Annotated in this window: 14 protein-coding genes; 9 read left to right on the top strand and 5 right to left on the bottom strand. The window is 73.1% G+C overall.

Annotation, left to right across the window (positions count from 1 at the left end; translation table 11 throughout):
• Nucleotides 1-97 precede the first annotated feature (97 nt).
• The 3 genes from F6X68_RS09620 (at nt 98) to F6X68_RS09610 (ending at nt 2,566) form a co-directional block, all read left to right on the top strand.
• On the top strand, nt 98-427 hold the full coding sequence (locus F6X68_RS09620; RefSeq protein WP_132238343.1) for an AzlD domain-containing protein: 330 nt from the start codon (nt 98-100) through the stop codon (nt 425-427).
• Complete coding sequence (locus F6X68_RS09615) at nt 409-1,269, top strand: carbon-nitrogen hydrolase family protein (protein WP_192581344.1); 861 nt, start codon at nt 409-411, stop codon at nt 1,267-1,269. The genes F6X68_RS09620 and F6X68_RS09615 overlap by 19 nt, the downstream gene beginning before the upstream one ends.
• 121 nt (nt 1,270-1,390) lie before the next feature.
• A complete protein-coding gene (locus F6X68_RS09610; RefSeq protein ID WP_151453924.1) occupies nt 1,391-2,566 on the top strand; it encodes a PLP-dependent aspartate aminotransferase family protein in 1,176 nt (391 codons plus the stop codon).
• A gap of 21 nt (nt 2,567-2,587) precedes the next feature.
• On the opposite strand, the gene F6X68_RS09605 is transcribed toward F6X68_RS09610, so the two are convergent.
• A complete protein-coding gene (locus F6X68_RS09605; protein WP_151453923.1) occupies nt 2,588-3,517 on the bottom strand; it encodes a diacylglycerol kinase family protein in 930 nt (309 codons plus the stop codon).
• A 122-nt stretch (nt 3,518-3,639) separates the two neighbouring features.
• On the opposite strand from F6X68_RS09605, the gene F6X68_RS09600 reads away from it, so the two are divergent.
• Both F6X68_RS09600 and F6X68_RS09595 read left to right on the top strand, forming a co-directional pair.
• A complete protein-coding gene (locus tag F6X68_RS09600; protein WP_132238337.1) occupies nt 3,640-3,960 on the top strand; it encodes a hypothetical protein in 321 nt (106 codons plus the stop codon).
• Nucleotides 3,957-4,247, top strand: a complete 291-nt coding sequence (locus tag F6X68_RS09595; RefSeq protein ID WP_207914442.1) for a hypothetical protein — start codon at nt 3,957-3,959, stop codon at nt 4,245-4,247. Before F6X68_RS09600 ends, F6X68_RS09595 begins: the two co-directional genes overlap by 4 nt.
• Nucleotides 4,248-4,322: 75 nt before the next feature.
• On the opposite strand, the gene F6X68_RS09590 is transcribed toward F6X68_RS09595, so the two are convergent.
• The 4 genes from F6X68_RS09590 to F6X68_RS09575 form a co-directional block, all read right to left on the bottom strand.
• Entirely contained in the window at nt 4,323-5,723 is a 1,401-nt protein-coding gene (locus F6X68_RS09590; protein WP_151453925.1) for a GH1 family beta-glucosidase, read from the bottom strand.
• Nucleotides 5,724-5,748: 25 nt separating this feature from the next.
• Entirely contained in the window at nt 5,749-6,588 is an 840-nt protein-coding gene (locus F6X68_RS09585; protein WP_151453922.1) for a carbohydrate ABC transporter permease, read from the bottom strand.
• Complete coding sequence (locus tag F6X68_RS09580) at nt 6,581-7,567, bottom strand: carbohydrate ABC transporter permease (protein WP_151453921.1); 987 nt, start codon at nt 7,565-7,567, stop codon at nt 6,581-6,583. The genes F6X68_RS09585 and F6X68_RS09580 overlap by 8 nt, the downstream gene beginning before the upstream one ends.
• A gap of 66 nt (nt 7,568-7,633) precedes the next feature.
• Entirely contained in the window at nt 7,634-8,932 is a 1,299-nt protein-coding gene (locus F6X68_RS09575; RefSeq protein ID WP_151453920.1) for a sugar ABC transporter substrate-binding protein, read from the bottom strand.
• A gap of 164 nt (nt 8,933-9,096) precedes the next feature.
• Between F6X68_RS09575 and F6X68_RS09570 the strand changes: the two genes are divergently transcribed.
• The 4 genes from F6X68_RS09570 (at nt 9,097) to F6X68_RS09555 (ending at nt 15,574) form a co-directional block, all read left to right on the top strand.
• Nucleotides 9,097-10,335: an ROK family transcriptional regulator gene (locus F6X68_RS09570; RefSeq protein ID WP_151453919.1), complete on the top strand. Its 1,239-nt coding sequence runs from the start codon at nt 9,097-9,099 to the stop codon at nt 10,333-10,335.
• Between the two features lie 174 nt (nt 10,336-10,509).
• Nucleotides 10,510-13,137 (top strand): discoidin domain-containing protein, encoded by a 2,628-nt coding sequence (locus tag F6X68_RS09565; RefSeq protein ID WP_151453918.1) that lies wholly within the window; start codon nt 10,510-10,512, stop codon nt 13,135-13,137.
• A 154-nt stretch (nt 13,138-13,291) separates the two neighbouring features.
• Entirely contained in the window at nt 13,292-13,912 is a 621-nt protein-coding gene (locus F6X68_RS09560; RefSeq protein WP_151453917.1) for a TetR family transcriptional regulator, read from the top strand.
• A 66-nt stretch (nt 13,913-13,978) separates the two neighbouring features.
• Nucleotides 13,979-15,574, top strand: a complete 1,596-nt coding sequence (locus F6X68_RS09555) for an MDR family MFS transporter (RefSeq protein WP_151453916.1) — start codon at nt 13,979-13,981, stop codon at nt 15,572-15,574.
• The last annotated feature ends 55 nt before the right edge of the window (nt 15,575-15,629 follow it).

Here is a 15,629-nt window from a genome sequence, read left to right as displayed (position 1 = left end):
CGGAGTCGAGAACGCCGCAACCGCGGACCGCCGGGGCGGCGGCCGGGGAACGCCGGGCCGCCGAGACGGCCCGTGACACGGACGGAAGGTGACCGGAATGTCCATGCTGCTGCTCATCCTCGGGATGGGGCTCGCCACCTTCGCACCCCGGTACCTGCCGCTGCTGGTCTTCCGCGACCGGGTGCTCCCCGACGACGTCAAGGTCTTCCTCGGCTACCTCCCGCCGGCGCTGCTGGCGGCCATCGCCGTCCCGTCGGTGATCGCCCCGGTGGACAACCGGATCGAGATCACGGTCGTCACCGTGCCGTACCTGGTGGCGGGCCTGGTCACGCTGGTGACCGGCCTCTTCGTCGAGCGTTTCATGATCGTCTGGACGGTGGGCCTGGTGGTCTTCTTCGGCCTGCGCTGGTGGCTGGGGGCCGCGTGACGGCCGCCCACCCCGCCGGGCGCGCCCCGCTGCGGGTCGCGGCCGCGCAGGTCACCGCCATTCCCGGCGACCTGGCCGGCAACGCGCGGACCGCGGCGCGGAGCATCGCCGAGGCGGCGGACCGCGGCGTCCACCTCGTCGTCTTCCCCGAGCTGTCGCTCTGCGGCTACGACGTCGGCCTGCTGCGCGACGACATCGCGCGGTGCGCCGTCGAGGCGGGCGGCGACCCGCTCGACATCGTCGCCGAGGCCTGCCGCACCCACCGGGTGGTGGCGGTGGTCGGCGGCTGCCGGCGACGCGCCGACGGCTGGGCGATCGGCGCCCTGGTGATCGGCGCGGACGGCCGGCCCGCCGCCGCGTACGACAAGCGCCACCTGGACCGCGACGAGCGCGAGCTGTTCGTGCCCGGCCGGGCCGACTGCCTGGTCGAGGTGCGCGGCTGGCGGCTCGGCCTGGGGGTCTGCTACGACGCGAGCTTCCCCGAACACGCTCGCGCGCTGGCCCTCGCCGGCGCCGACGCCTACCTGTGCCCGAGCGCGTTCACGACGGGCGACTCCGACCACCGGCGCGGCGTGTACTTCCCGGCCCGCGCCCTGGAGAACACCTGCTACGTGCTGTTCGCCAACTTCGCGGGATCGCACGGCAACTGGGAGTTCGCCGGTCGCAGCGCCGTGTACGCTCCCGACGGTCGGGTCCTCGCCGACGCCGGCACGGGGCCCGGGCTCGCCGTCGCCGACCTGGACGACGCCGTGCTGCGCCGGCACCGCGACGCGTTGCGGATGCTCACCGACCGGGCCGCGCCCGCGCCGCCCCCGGCGGCCGTGCCCGTCCCGGCCGGGTGACCGCCCGTCCGTCGGGAGCGTCCACGCGGACGAGCCGTCGTCGGGCGCCCGCCGCCCGGGTGACGCCCGCACCTGTCCGACCCGCCGTCCCGGCGGGCAGCCCACCACGTGAGGAGAACCTGTGACCGGCACCGGCACGATCGCTGTCCACGGCGACGACGGGTTGAGCCCGGGCGGGGCGGTGTCGCCGCCGATCGTGCAGAGCGCCACCTTCAGCGCCGAGTCCGACGAGCAGTTCGCCGCCGTCGCCACCGAGACCCGGGGCAACGCCTTCTACACGCGCTACGGCAACCCGAACCACGCGCAGGTCGCCGCCGTGGTCGCCCAGCTGGAGGGCGCCGAGGCGGGCCTGGTCACCGCCTCCGGGATGGGCGCGATCAGCACCATCGCCCTGGCCCTGCTCTCCGCCGGTGACCACGTCATCGTGCAGCGCAGCACGTACGGCGGCACGACGTCCCTGGTCACCGGCCTGCTGGCCCGGTTCGGGGTGGCCTTCACCCAGGTGGACCAGACCGACACCGAGGCCTTCGTCCGGGCGCTGCGCCCGCAGACCCGGCTGGTCCTGGTGGAGACCCCGAGCAACCCCCTGCTCGAACTGACCGACCTGGCCGCCGTCGTCGAGCTGGCGCACGCCAACGACGCGCTGGTCGCGGTCGACAACACCTTCGCCACCCCGGTCAACCAGCGGCCGACGGAGTTCGGCGCCGACCTGGTGTGGCACAGCGGGACGAAGTACCTCGGTGGGCACTCCGACGTCTCGGCCGGGGTGGTCGTCGGCTCCGCCGACCTCGTCGACCGGGTCTGGCAGACCGCCATCGTCACCGGCAGCACCCTCGGCCCCATCGACGCCTGGCTGCTGCTGCGCGGCATCCGCACCCTGTCGCTGCGGGTGGACCGGCACAACGCCAACGCCCTGGCCCTGGCCCGGGCGGTCGAGGGCCACCCGGCGGTGCGGCGGGTCCGCTACCCGGGGCTGCCGACGCATCCCCAGCACGAGCTGGCCGGCCGGCAGATGACCGGCTTCGGCGGGGTGCTCAGCGTCGAGCTGCGCGACGGGCGGGCGGCGGCCGGGCTGCTCGACGGCCTGCGCCTGGCCAAGCGGGCGGCCAGCCTGGGCAGCGTCAGCACCCTCGTGGTGCACCCGCGCTCGATGTGGGCCGGGATCGTCGACGCCGAGCAGTTGGCCGCCACCGGCATCGGCGAGGGCCTCGTCCGGGTCTCCACCGGCATCGAGGACACCGAGGACCTCGTCGCCGACTTCCTGGCGGCCCTCGACGCGGCGGACCGGGCGGAGTAGCGCCCGGGCCGCCCGCGCGGGTCAGCGGTCCGGGCTCCCGGCCGGCGCCATCACGCGCAGCGCGTTGGCGTCCAGGCCGATCCGGATCGGCGTACGGCCGCACAGCTCGCCGTCGACCTCGACGCGCGCCGGCCGGTCGGTCTCCAGCCACAGCTCCCCGACGGCGAGGAACGGCGCGTCGCCGACGGAGCGCCGGTGCCCGGTCGCCGCGTTGCGGGCCGTGTCGCGCAGCAGTCCACGGCGGTTCGCGCCGCCGACCGGGTACGCGACCAGCAGCCGGTCGTCGGCGTCGGCGTCGGCGGCGATCGGGCGCCCGGCGTGGAAGCCGCCGTTGGCCACGTACACCTGGTGGGTCCGGAACTCGTGCCGGGCGCCCCCGGCGCGGACGGTGACCCGCAGCGGGCGGTGCCGGGCCAACAGGGCCAGGGCGGTCAGCGGGTACGCCAGCCGGCCGGTGACCCGCTTCAGGCGCGGCGGCGTGCGTAGCATGATGTCGGCGGAGAGGCCGACGCCGACGTGGTTGGTGAACCGCATGTCACCGGCGAGGCCGAGGTCGACGTCGATCACCGTGCCGCCGGTCAGCACGTCGACGGCCCGGTCGAGGTCGAGCGGGACGCCGACGGTGCGGGCGAAGTTGTTGGTGGTGCCCAGCGGCAGCAGCCCGAGCGCCATGTCGCGGTGGGCGAGCAGCCGCGCGGCGGTGCTCAGGGTGCCGTCCCCGCCGCCCGCCACCAGCAGGTCCGGCCCGAGGTCGACGGCCGCGGCGAGGACGCGCTCGAGCTGGCCGGGCTGCTCGACGGGGTGGTCGCCCAGCAGGTGGAAGCCGGCCGCCGTCAGCCGGGCCCGGGCCCGCTCGTGCAGTTGGCGGCCCCGGCGGGAGTGGGCGTTGACGACGAGGACGGCCCGCCGGTCCCGCCGGATGGCCGCGCCCAGTTCCTGCTTCGTCCGCATGGGCCCCGACCCTATCGGCACCCGGGACGCCGGCACGAGGACGCGGGGGATCGCAGGCATAGAAGGTTTTCGACGTATTCGTTAGGGTGGCGGGAAGGAAGGTTTCCACCCCGGAGGTGTCGATGCGAACACAAGTGATCCGCGCGGTCGGCGTCCTGGCGGCGGGCGGGGTCCTGGCGACGCTGGGCGCCACCGGCGCACAGGCCGACCCGGTCGTGCCGCGGCACGCCGTGATCGTCTGCCAGAGCGCCAGCTTCTACGCCAACTACGACTCGGCGAGCGGCCCGCACGGGCTCAAGCGCACGCTGGCGTACGGCAACAAGATCGGTCACACGCCCGGCGCGCACCCCGTCTACAACGGCTGGGCCGCCACCTTCGACTTCGGGCCCAACGACTGGGGCTACGTGCGCAGCGAGTGCATCGGGGGCTACGACTCGTGGTGAGCGGGGGAGTGCCGCGTCGGCTCGGCGCATTGCTGGCGACCGTCTGCGCCGTACTGGCGCTCACGCCGTCGGCCGGGCACGCCGCGAACGGGACGATCGGGCAACGGGAGACGGTGTGCGCCGAGGACCTCTTCGTCCGCACCGCCCCGGTCGGCGCGTGGATGGGCACCCTCTACCGCGGTCAGACGTTCCTCGTCGAGGGGCCGCGCAGCGGCGGCTACGTCTACGGATTCGCCTACGGGCACGTCAACCGGCGCGGCTGGGTGCAGGACGGCTGGTTCTGCTGACCCCGCCCGGCGGGTGACGCACGGAGCCCCGGGTGGCGCCCGGGGTCCCGTGCGGCCCGGCGGATCGTCCCCGGCTCACCGGGAGGGCGTCAGCCGTCCGGTACGCCGCCGGTGGGCGCGGATCAGGTCGGCGTAGCGCAGGCCGCTCGCCTTGAGCGTCCGGCGCTGGGTGGGGTAGTCCACGTGCACCAGCCCGAAGCGCTTGTCGTACCCGTACGACCACTCGAAGTTGTCGAGCAGCGACCAGACGAAGTAGCCGGCCAGCGGCACGCCCCGGTCGACCGCCGCCGCGCACGCCGCCAGGTGCCGCTCCAGGTGGTCGGTGCGTTCCCGGTCCTCGACGGTGCCGTCGGCGGTGACCTCGTCCCGCCACGCCGACCCGCTCTCGGTGACGACCACCCGCGCCGGGGCGTACTCCTCGGTCACCGCGACCAGCAGCTGCTCCAGCCCGGCCGGGTACGCCTCCCAGCCCATCGCGGTGTGCACCGCGCCCGGCACCGGCACCTGCCGGGCGTACGGCGCCGGCCCCGCCGGGTCGTCGGCCACCACCTGACGGAAGTAGTAGTTCAGGCCGAGGTAGTCGGTGGGGGTGGCGATCACCGTCAGGTCGTCGCCCCGCACCGGCGGCTCGACGCCGTAGGTGGCGACCATGTCGGCCGGGTAGCCGCGTCCGTGCAGCGGGTCGAGCCACCACCGGTTGACGTGGCCGTCCATCCGCCGGGCGGCGGCCACGTCCTCGGGCCGGTCGCTCGCCGGCTCGCAGGGGCTGGGATTGAGCACGATCCCGACGGAGGCGGGCCGGGCGGCGGCGGCCCGGATCGCCCGGGTGGCCAGCCCGTGCCCGAGCAGGACGTGGTGCGAGGCGCGCACCGCCCTGGCCAGGTCCCGCTCGCCGGGCGCCATCCGGCCCTCCAGGTGCCCGATCCAGGACACGCAGAGCGGCTCGTTGACGGTGGTCCAGTCGGCGACCCGGTCGCCGAGGCGGGCGGCCACGACGGCGGCGTAGTCGGCGAAGGCCTCGGCGGTGTCCCGCTCCGGCCAGCCGCCCCGGTCCTGCAACACCTGCGGCAGGTCCCAGTGGTAGAGCGTCACGAACGGGCGGATCCCCGCCGCCAGCAGGGCGTCGACCAGCCGGTCGTAGAAGTCCAGGCCCTTCGGGTTGACCCGGCCGACGCCGTCGGGCCGCACCCGGGGCCAGGCCACCGAGAACCGGTACGCGTCCACCCCGAGCCGCCGCATGAGCGCCACGTCCTGCGGCCACCGGTGGTAGTGGTCGCAGGCCACCGCGCCGGTGTCGCCGTTGTCGACGGCGCCCGGCACGTCGCAGAAGGTGTCCCAGATGGACGGCGCGCGGCCGTCGGCGCGGACGGCCCCCTCGATCTGGTACGCGGCGGTGGCGACCCCCCAGAGGAAGTCGGGCGGCAGCGTGGACAGGTCCGGCACGGGTGGGCTCTCCTTCGGGTGTGCGGCCGTCATGGCCTCGTGTGTGGCCGTCACGGCCTCACCTGACCGCGCCGGCGGTGAGGCCGGCGACGAAGTAGCGCTGCAACGCCAGGAAACCGGCCACCACCGGGACGCTGACCACCAGCGACGCGGCCATCACCTGGTTCCAGTAGACGTTGAACTGGGTGGAGTAGCCCTGGAGGCCGACGGCGAGGGTGCGGCTGCCCTCGTCGGTCATCACCGAGGCGAAGAGCACCTCGCCCCAGGCGGTCATGAAGGCGTAGACGGCGACGGCGACGACGCCCGGCACCGCCGTCGGCAGGATGACCCGGAACAGCGTGCGGAGCGGGCCGGCGCCGTCGACCTGGGCCGCCTCGTCGAGGCCGCGGGGGATCGAGTCGAAGTAGCCGACCAGCATCCAGATCGAGAACGGCAGGGAGAACGTCAGGTAGGTGATGACCAGCCCGGTGCGGCTGGCGTACAGCTGGATGCCGGTGGCGGTGCCGAGGTTGACGTAGATCAGGAAGAGCGGCAGCAGGAAGAGGATCCCGGGGAACATCTGGGTGGAGAGCACGGTCACCGAGAACAGCCCCCGGCCGCGGAAGCGGTACCGGCTGACGGCGTACGCCGCGAAGATCGCCACGGTGACCGAGAAGACCGCCGCCACGGTCGAGACGACCAGGCTGTTGACCAGGTAGCGGCCCAGCGGCACGGTCGACCACATGTCGACGAAGGCCTGCGCGGTCGGGCGCCGGGGCCACCAGGTGAAGGCGCCCTGCACATCCTGCAACGGCTTGAGCGCCGAGCTGAGCATGACGTAGAGCGGGACGAGCACGAAGAGCGCGAGCAGGGTCAGCACGATCCGGCGGGCCCAGCGCTCGGCGGCGGTCTCACGCATCGTTCCTCCGACGGTTGGTCAGCAGCAGGTACCCGGCGGTGACCAGCAGCAGGAACAGCAGCAGCAGCACCGACATCGCCGACCCGGCCCCGAAGTCCCAGGTCTTGAAGGAGCTGCGGTAGATGTGCAGGGAGATCAGGTTCGCCTGCTCCGGCGCCGAGCCGCCGAAGAGCACGTACGGGGTGTTGAAGTCGTTGAAGGTCCAGAGGAAGAGCACCAGCACCAGCACCAGGTTGACCGGGCGCAGCATGGGCAGCGTCACCGAGCGCAGCCGCCGCCAGAATCCGGCCCCGTCCATGGCGGCGGCCTCGTACAGCTCGCCGGGGATGTTCTGCAGGCCGGCCATGACGCAGAGGAAGGCGAACGGCCAGGACCGCCAGACCGAGACGGTCAGCAGCGCGACGAAGCTGTTCTCCCCGATCAGCCAGAACGGCCGGTCGTCGAGCAGGTGGAGCTGGTCGACCAGCACGTGGTTGACCAGGCCGGTGTCCCGCTGGAAGAGGAAGCTCCAGGTGATCACGGCCGTGTAGACGGGCAGCGCGTACGGGGTGAGGAAGAGCGCGCGCAGCACGGCCCGGCCGCGGAAGGGGCGTTGCAGCAGTACGGCGGCGGTGGTGCCGAGCACCCAGGAGAGCCCGACCGAGGCCACCGTGTAGCCGACGGTCACCCCGAACGAGTGCAGCAGCTGCGCCCCGACCGCCGAGTCGACGTCGAGCACCACGCGGTAGTTCTCCCAGCCCACGAAGGGCGCGGTGGACCAGTCGCGGATGTGGAACTGGGTCAGCTCCCGCAGGCTCATCCACGCCCCGACGAGCATCGGCACGACGTGGATCGCCAGCTCCAGCACGACGGCCGGGGCGAGCAGCAGGTACGGCAGCAGCGACCGGCGGCGCCCGGGCGACCGGCGCCGCGCCGGGCCCGTGCGGCGGGCGGGCCGCTCCGGTGCGGCGACGTCCCGGGCGGGCGTGGTGGTGGCCATCGGGGTCCTCTCGCTGGGTGGCCGTGGGAGGGTCGGCGTCCCTCCCACGGCCACCGGTCCGGCGGGTCAGCGCATCTGCTGCTGGGCCCGGGTCAGCTTCTGCCGGACGCTCTCCTCGGTGACCGGTCTGCCGCTGGCGGCGTCGGCGAAGAGTTCCTTGATGGCGGTGCCGACGAGGGTCTCGAAGGTGCTCTCGTCGGGCACCTGCGGCAGCGGCGCCGCCGTGGTGGCGAGGGTCTGCTGGAGCACCTTCTGCTCCGGCGCGGCGAACGCCGGGTCGCCGGCGACGGTGGCGACGGCGGGCAGCGAGCCGTACGTCCTGTTCAGCGCCACCTGCTCGGCGTCGCTGGTCATGAACTTGACGAACTCCAGCGCGGCGTCGGTGTTCTTGGTGTGCTTGAACACCGCCATGTTGATCCCCGCGACCATGCTGTTGACCTTCTTGCCGCCGGCCGGCGGGGCGGCCGGGAACGGCACCGGGGCGATCCCGTACGCGTCGGGGGCCATGTTCTGCGACTTCAGGTTGGACCCGGCGGCCTGCCAGAGCAGCATGGCGGCCTTGCCGTTGGCGAAGTCGGAGACCGACTGGTTCTGCGCGTACTCGGCGTTGCTCGGGTTGACGATCCTGTCGACGGCCATCAGGTCGACGTACCGCTTGACGGCGGTGACGTTCTGCGGGGTGTCGAAGGTGGGCTTGCCGGCGGAGTCGAACCACTCGCCGCCGTACTGCTGGCTGAAGGTGAAGGCGTGGTGGGCGTTCTCCGACGGGTTGGCCCCCTCGACGGCGAGGCCCCAGCGGTCACCGCCGGTCAGCTTGCGGCCGACCTCGGCCACCTGCTCCCAGGTGGTGGGCGGGCTGGTGACGCCGGCGTCGGCGAACGCCTTCTTGTTGTAGTAGAGGGCGTAGGCGAGGCTGTAGAGCGGCACCGCGGCCGGCGGCTTGCCGGGCGCGCCCGCGGCGGCCAGCGCGGCGGGCACGAACCGGTCCTTCCCGCCGACCTTGGCGAGGGTGGCGTCGTCGAACTCGACAAGCGCGCCGGTGGCCTGCAACGACGCCGACCAGGTGTTGCCGATGTTGACCACGTCCGGGCCCTGGCCCGAGGTGGCGGCGGTGAGCAGCCGGTTGAGCAGGTCCGACCAGGGCACCACCTCGACGTTGACCTTGATGCCGGTCTGCTGCTCGAACTTGTCCAGTTCCGGCTGGAGGGTCTGCTTGTCGGCCTCCAGGCTTGCGCCCTGGTTGCTGGCCCAGTAGGTGAGGGTCTTCCCGGCCGCGCCGGAGGAGTCCCCGGAGTCGCCGCAGGCGGTGAGGGTGGTGGCGGCCAGCACGGCCGCCGTCAGTATCGCGAGGTGTCGTCTCGACACGTTCGGCCCTTCCGTTGCACGTGGTGGGGGTCGCCGGCGGGGGCCGACGGCTCGACAGTTCCATCACGACTTAATGAATGTGGTCATTAAAGTGGTTGGCCGAGGGGCCGTCAAGCACGGGGTCGTACAGTCGCTCCCGAGGGCCGAGGGGATCGAGGTGGCAGGTGGAGTTGGCGCGCGCGACCAACCGGGGCGTCCGGCTGCGGAACCGGTCCGCCCTGCTGTCGAAGGTCTTCCTGGACGGCCCGCTCACCCGGCAGGCTCTGGTCCGCAGCACGGGGTTGAGCCAGCCGGCGGTCAGCAACGTGGTCGCCGACCTGATCGACGAGGGGCTGATCGCCGAGGCGGGCGCCGCCGAGTCCGACGGCGGCCGGCCCAGCATGATGCTGCGGGTCGCGTCGCGCTTCGCGTTCGTCATCGGGGTGGACGTCGGGGAGACCCGGGTCCGGGTGGAGCTGTTCGACTTCGCGATGGCCCAGCTGGCCAGCGTCGCGTACCCGCTCGATCCGCGGCGGACGGAGCCGGCGGAGGTGGCCGGGCACGTGCTGGCCGGCATCGACGCGGTCACCGCCCGGGCCGGGGTGGGCGTCGACGAGGTGCTCGGCGTCGGCATCGGCGTCTCCGGGGTGGTCGAACAGGGCCGGGAGGCCGTGGTGCACGCCCAGTCGCTCGGCTGGGACCGCGTGCCGTTGGAGCGGCTGATCGCGGCGGGCACCGACCTGCCGCTGCACGTCGACAACGGCGCGAAGACGCTCGGCCAGGCGGAGATGTGGTTCGGCGCGGGCCGGGGGGCCCGGCACGCCGTCTTCGCGCTTGTCGGTTCGGGGGTCGGCACCGCGGTGGTGACCAACGGGGTGACCTACCGGGGCGCCTCCAGCAGCGCGGGGGAGTGGGGGCACACCACCCTGGTCTACGGCGGGCGGCCCTGCCGCTGCGGAGCCCGTGGCTGCCTGGAGGCGTACGTCGGCGCGGAGGCCGTCATCGACCGCTACCGCGAGGCCCGGGGCGGCCACCCGGTCCCGGGCGACGACGAGGAGTCCCAGCTCGCGGCCCTGATCGACGCGGCCGGCACCTCGGCCGCCGCGCGGCGGGTGCTGGACGAGACGGCCGAGTACCTGGGCGCCGGGGTGGCCAACCTGATCAACCTGTTCAACCCGGAGCGGGTCGTGCTCGGGGGCTGGGCCGGCATGGCGCTGGGCGGCCTGCTGCCGGCCGTGCGGGAGGCCGCCGGCCGCCAGGCGCTGCGCCAGCCGTACGAACAGGCCTCGATCGAGCTGGGTCTGCTGGGCGTCGACGCGGTGGCGCTCGGTGCGGCGACGCTCCCGATCGCCCGGCTGCTCACGGCCGGCGGGGTGCGGTCGGCGAATCGGCGGGTTACCGAACAAATCGAACTTCACGGATAAATAACAGCGTTATTTATCGATGTCTTGACGGCTGCGCGACGACGCCGCAACACTCGGACGAGAGCGCTCTCTCTCGTCCCGGCACCGTCCGGCGTCGCCGCCCCGCAGTGCCGCGGCCCCCTTCGTCATCCCGTCACGCCCGAGGTCCGCCACCCTCTATCGACAGGCGAAGTCATGACATCTCGCGCTACATCCGTACGCCCGACGCCGCCGCCAGGGCGACCCGCCCGGCGGCTGCTCGTCGGCCTCGCGCTGCTCCTCGTCGCGGCGCTCACCCCCGCCGCCGCGACGCCCCCGGCGCAGGCCGCCCCGAGCCTGCTGTCCCAGGGGCGGCCCGCGACCGCCTCGTCGACGGAGAACGCCGGCACCCCGGCGTCCGCCGCGGTCGACGGCGACACCGGCACCCGCTGGGCCAGCGCCTTCAGCGACCCCCAGTGGATCCAGGTCGACCTCGGCACCCGGGCCACCCTCAGCCAGGTGGTCCTGTCCTGGGAGGGCGCCTACGGCCGGGCCTTCACGATCCAGACCTCCGACGACGGCGCGGCCTGGACCACCGTGCACAGCACCACCGCCGGCACCGGCGGTACCCAGACGGTGAACGTGACGGGCGCCGGCCGGTACGTCCGGATGCACGGCACCGCGCGCGGCACCGGCTACGGCTACTCCCTCTGGGAGTTCCAGGTCTACGGGGAGGCCGGCGGCACCGCGCCGACCTGCGGCAGCGCCAACGTCGCCCAGGGCCGGCCGGCCACCGCGTCGTCGGTGGAGAACGCCGGCCTCCCCGCCTCGGCGGCGGTCGACGGCAACCCCGGCACCCGCTGGGCGAGCGCCGCCGCCGACCCCCAGTGGCTGCGGGTGGACCTGGGGGCCGTCCGGTCGATCTGCCGCGTGGTGCTGACCTGGGAGGCCGCGTACGCGCGGGCGTTCCAGCTCCAGACCTCGGCCGACGGCAACGCCTGGACCACCGTGTACGGCACCACCACCGGCGCCGGCGGCAGCCAGTCGCTCGCCGTCACCGGCAGCGGTCGCTACCTGCGGGTGTACGGCACGGCGCGCGCCACCGCGTACGGCTACTCGCTCTGGGAGCTGGCGGTGAACGTGACCGGCGGCGACGCCCCGCCCGTGGAGCCCACCGACCCCCGCAATCCGAACCTCGGGCCGAACACCTTCGTCTTCGACCCGTCCACCCCGACCGCCACCATCCAGAACCGGCTGAACACGCTCTTCACCGAGCAGGAGCGCAACCAGTTCGGCCCCGAGCGCTACGCGGTGCTGTTCAAGCCCGGCAGCTACACCGCCGACGTCAACCTCGGCTTCTTCACCCAGGTCGCCGGGCTCGGCATGAGCCCCGACGACGTCAACCTCAACGGGCACGTCCGGGTCGAGGCGTTCTGGATGGGCGGCAACGCCACGCAGAACTTCTGGCGGGCCGCCGAGAACCTCTCGGTGACCCTGCCGGCCGGGGTGAGCGTGGAGCGCTGGGCGGTCTCGCAGGCCGCGCCGTACCGGCGGATGCACCTGCGCGGCGCGCAGAACCAGATCCAGCTCTGGAACGGCGGCGACGGCTGGTCCAGCGGCGGCCTGATGGCCGACACCAGGATCGACGGCCTGGTCGTCTCCGGCTCGCAGCAGCAGTGGTACTCGCGCAACAGCGAGTTCGGCAACGGCTGGACCGGCTCGGTGTGGAACATGGTCTTCCAGGGCGTCACCGGCGCCCCGCCGCCGCACTTCCCGAACCCCTCGCACACCGTCATCCCGCAGACCCCCCAGGTACGCGAGAAGCCGTTCCTCTACGTCGACGGCACCGGCGAGTACCGGGTCTTCGTGCCGGCGCTGCGCACCAACTCCACCGGCACCAGCTGGTACGGCAGGACCCCGGCCGGCTCCTCCATCTCGCTCAGCCAGTTCTACGTCGTGCGGCCGGGTACCGGCGCGGCCACCATCAACGCCGCCCTCGCCCAGGGTCGGCACCTGCTGTTCACCCCGGGCGTGCACCACGTCACCGAGCCGATCCGGGTGGACCGCCCCGACACGGTGGTCCTCGGCCTCGGCCTGGCGACCATCCAGGCCGACAACGGCACCGTCGCGATGCGGGTCGCCGACGTGGACGGCGTGAAGGTGGCGGGCATCATGTTCGAGGCCGGCCAGGTGAACTCGCCGGTGCTGATGGAGGTCGGCCCGCCCGGCTCGGCGGCCAGCCACGCGGCCAACCCGACCTCGCTGCACGACGTCTTCTTCCGCATCGGCGGGCCGGGCGTCGGCCGGGCGACCAACACGTTGACCGTCAACAGCGACCACGTGATCGGCGACCACATGTGGCTCTGGCGCGCCGACCACGGCGACGGGGTCGGCTGGGCGGTGAACACCGCCGACACCGGCCTGACGGTCAACGGCGACGACGTGACCATGTACGGCCTCTTCGTCGAGCACTACCAGCGGTACCAGACCGTCTGGAACGGCAACGGCGGGCGGACGTACTTCTACCAGAACGAGATGCCGTACGACCCGCCGAACCAGGCCGCCTGGATGAACGGGGCCACCCGTGGCTACGCGGCGTACAAGGTGGCGGACGGGGTGAGCAGCCACCAGGCGTGGGGGATGGGCAGCTACTGCTACTTCAACGTCAACCCCGCAGTCGTCGCCGATCGGGCCATCGAGGCGCCGACCAGCCCGAACGTCCGGTTCACCAACATGGTCACCGTCTCCCTCGGTGGCGTGGGCACGATCAACCGGGTGGTCAACGGCACCGGCGGCACCGCCAACGCGGGCAACCAGCAGGTGTACCTGACGAACTATCCGTGACCCGTACGGCGGCGGGCCCGGCCGGAGCGTCCCGGCCGGGCCCGCCCCCGCTTCCGGTGCCCGGCGACCCCGGAACGGCCCCGCGAGATGGCCGGCGTCACTTCACATAATAAAACATTGCAGTACCTGCAAGATCGCTAGTAGTGTCCGGCGCGTGAATCCCGCCGGCACCGAACCCGCTCCCGGGCGGCGCGACCGCAAGAAGCGCCAGACCCGGGCCGCGCTGACCGAGGCGGCCCTGCGCCTGGTCGCCGAGCGCGGCCTGGCCCAGGTGACGGTGGAGGAGATCAGCGAGGCGGCCGACGTCTCCCCGCGCACCTTCTTCAACTACTTCGCCTGCAAGGACGACGCCCTGGTCGGCGACCAGGCGGGCGACGCGGCGCGCCTGGTGGCCCGGCTGGCCGCCGTGCCGCCCGAGGTGCCGGTGCTGACCGCGCTGCGGACGGCCCTCGACGAGGTGATCGACGAGGTACGCGCCGAGCGCGAGCTGTGGTGCCTGCGGATGGACGTGGTGGCGCGCAATCCCGCGCTGCTGCCCCGCCTGCTGGCCGGCAACGCCGAGACGGAACGCGCCATCGTCGAGGTCGTCGCGGCGCGGGTGGGCGTCGAACCCGACCACGGCTACCCGGCGCTGGTCACCGCCGTGACGGGCGCAGCGCTGCGCCACGCCATGACCCGATGGGCCGCCCACCCCGACCGGGCGGACCTGGCCGCCCTCGTCGACGAGGCGTTCGCCGCCCTCGCCGCGGGGCTGCCGCAGCCCGACCGGCCCTGACCCGCAAGCCCCTTCCGGGAAAGGTGCCCGGGAGGCCGTGAAACCCGTACCCGGTAAGGAAGGTCCATGACCGCCACCGTGCCCGCCGAGCCCCTGAAGGTCGGCGCCGGCCGCATGTCCCGCCGCGAGGTGCTCCAGGCACTCTCCGGCCTGATGGTCGGCATGTTCGTGTCGATCCTCGCCTCCACGGTCGTGGCGAACGCGCTGCCGCGCATCATCGCCGACCTGAACGGCACCCAGACCGTCTACACGTGGATCGTCACCACCGAGCTGCTGGCCATGACGGCGACCGTGCCGCTCTGGGGCAAGATGGCCGACCTCTACAACAAGAAGCTGCTGATCCAGCTCTCCCTCGGCCTCTTCGTGATCGGCTCGCTGATCGCCGGGCTCACCCCGAACGTCGAGGTGCTCCTGGTCAGCCGGGTCGTGCAGGGCATCGGCGCCGGCGGCATGACCGCCCTGGCCACCATCGTGATGGCGGCCATGATCCCGCCCCGCGAGCTGGGCCGCTACGCCGGCATCTTCGGCGCGGTCTTCGGCGTCGGCACCATCGCCGGGCCGTTGATCGGCGGCGTGCTGGTGGACACCTCCTGGCTCGGCTGGCGCTGGTGCTTCCTGATCGGCGTCCCGTTCACCCTGCTCTCCATCTTCCTGCTCCAGCGCACCCTGCACCTGCCGGTGACCCGCCGCCGCAAGGTGAAGATCGACTGGCTGGGCGCGCTGCTCATCACCTCCGGGGTCTCCACCGTGCTGGTCTGGTCGTCGCTGGCCGGCAACAAGTTCGCCTGGGCCTCGGGCTGGACGGCGCTGATGGTCGGCGGCGGTCTCGCCCTGCTGGCGCTGGCGATCTGGGTGGAGTCCCGCGCGGACGAGCCGATCGTGCCGCTGGACATCTTCCGCAACCGGACGGTCTCGCTGACCACCATCGCCAGCATCCTGGTCGGCGTGGCGATGTTCGGCGGCACCGTGTTCCTGTCCCAGTACTTCCAGCTCTCGCTCGGCAAGTCGCCGACCGTGGCGGGACTGATGAGCCTGCCGATGATCCTGGGCCTGCTGGTCTCGTCGACGGTTGCCGGCCAGCTGATCACCAAGTACGGCCGCTGGAAGCGTTACCTGGTGGCCGGCGCCGCCGTGATGGTCGTCGGCATGCTGCTGCTGGCCACCATCGACGCCGAGACCAGCATCCTGCTGCTCAGCGTCTACATGGCGGTGCTCGGCATCGGCGTCGGCATGCTCATGCAGAACCTCGTGCTCGCGGCGCAGAACGACGTGCCGGCGCACGAGCTGGGCGCGGCCACCTCCGTGCTGACCTTCTTCCGCAGCATGGGCGGCACGATCGGCGTCAGCGCGCTCGGCGCGGTGCTGGCCAACCGGGTCGCCTCGCTGAGCGCGGAGAAGCTCGGCCCGCTGGCCGGCGGCGCCCCGGGCGGGGAGGGCTCCACCGAGGTGCCCGACCTGTCCGCACTGCCCGAGCCGGTGCTGAGGATCATCCAGGACGTGTACGGCACCGCGACCGGCGAGCTGTTCCTGGTGGCCGCCCCGTTCGCGGTGCTCGCCCTGGTGGTGGTGCTGTTCATCCGGGAGAAGCCGCTGCACACCCTCAGCGGTGAGGAGCGGCGGGCCAAGGAGGAGGCGGCTGCCGTCCTGCCCGGCGTGCACTGAGCCACCCGTGCAGGGGCGGTCCGGCCTGTGCCGGGCCGCCCCTGCTCCACGTCCG

The sequence above is a fragment of the Micromonospora sp. AMSO12t genome, from assembly GCF_008806585.1.
GTDB classification, from domain to species: Bacteria; Actinomycetota; Actinomycetes; order Mycobacteriales; family Micromonosporaceae; genus Micromonospora; species Micromonospora reichwaldensis.
This window is presented reverse-complemented; position numbering and strand designations above follow the sequence as displayed.

Coding starts and splice junctions, on each gene's coding strand:
- F6X68_RS09580 (WP_151453921.1), bottom strand. CDS start 7,567: ATGGCCACCACCACGCCCGCCCGGGACGTCGCCGCACCGGAGCGGCCC.
- F6X68_RS09590 (WP_151453925.1), bottom strand. CDS start 5,723: ATGACGGCCGCACACCCGAAGGAGAGCCCACCCGTGCCGGACCTGTCC.
- F6X68_RS09600 (WP_132238337.1), top strand. CDS start 3,640: ATGCGAACACAAGTGATCCGCGCGGTCGGCGTCCTGGCGGCGGGCGGG.
- F6X68_RS09555 (WP_151453916.1), top strand. CDS start 13,979: ATGACCGCCACCGTGCCCGCCGAGCCCCTGAAGGTCGGCGCCGGCCGC.
- F6X68_RS09585 (WP_151453922.1), bottom strand. CDS start 6,588: ATGCGTGAGACCGCCGCCGAGCGCTGGGCCCGCCGGATCGTGCTGACC.
- F6X68_RS09565 (WP_151453918.1), top strand. CDS start 10,510: ATGACATCTCGCGCTACATCCGTACGCCCGACGCCGCCGCCAGGGCGA.
- F6X68_RS09605 (WP_151453923.1), bottom strand. CDS start 3,517: ATGCGGACGAAGCAGGAACTGGGCGCGGCCATCCGGCGGGACCGGCGG.
- F6X68_RS09620 (WP_132238343.1), top strand. CDS start 98: ATGTCCATGCTGCTGCTCATCCTCGGGATGGGGCTCGCCACCTTCGCA.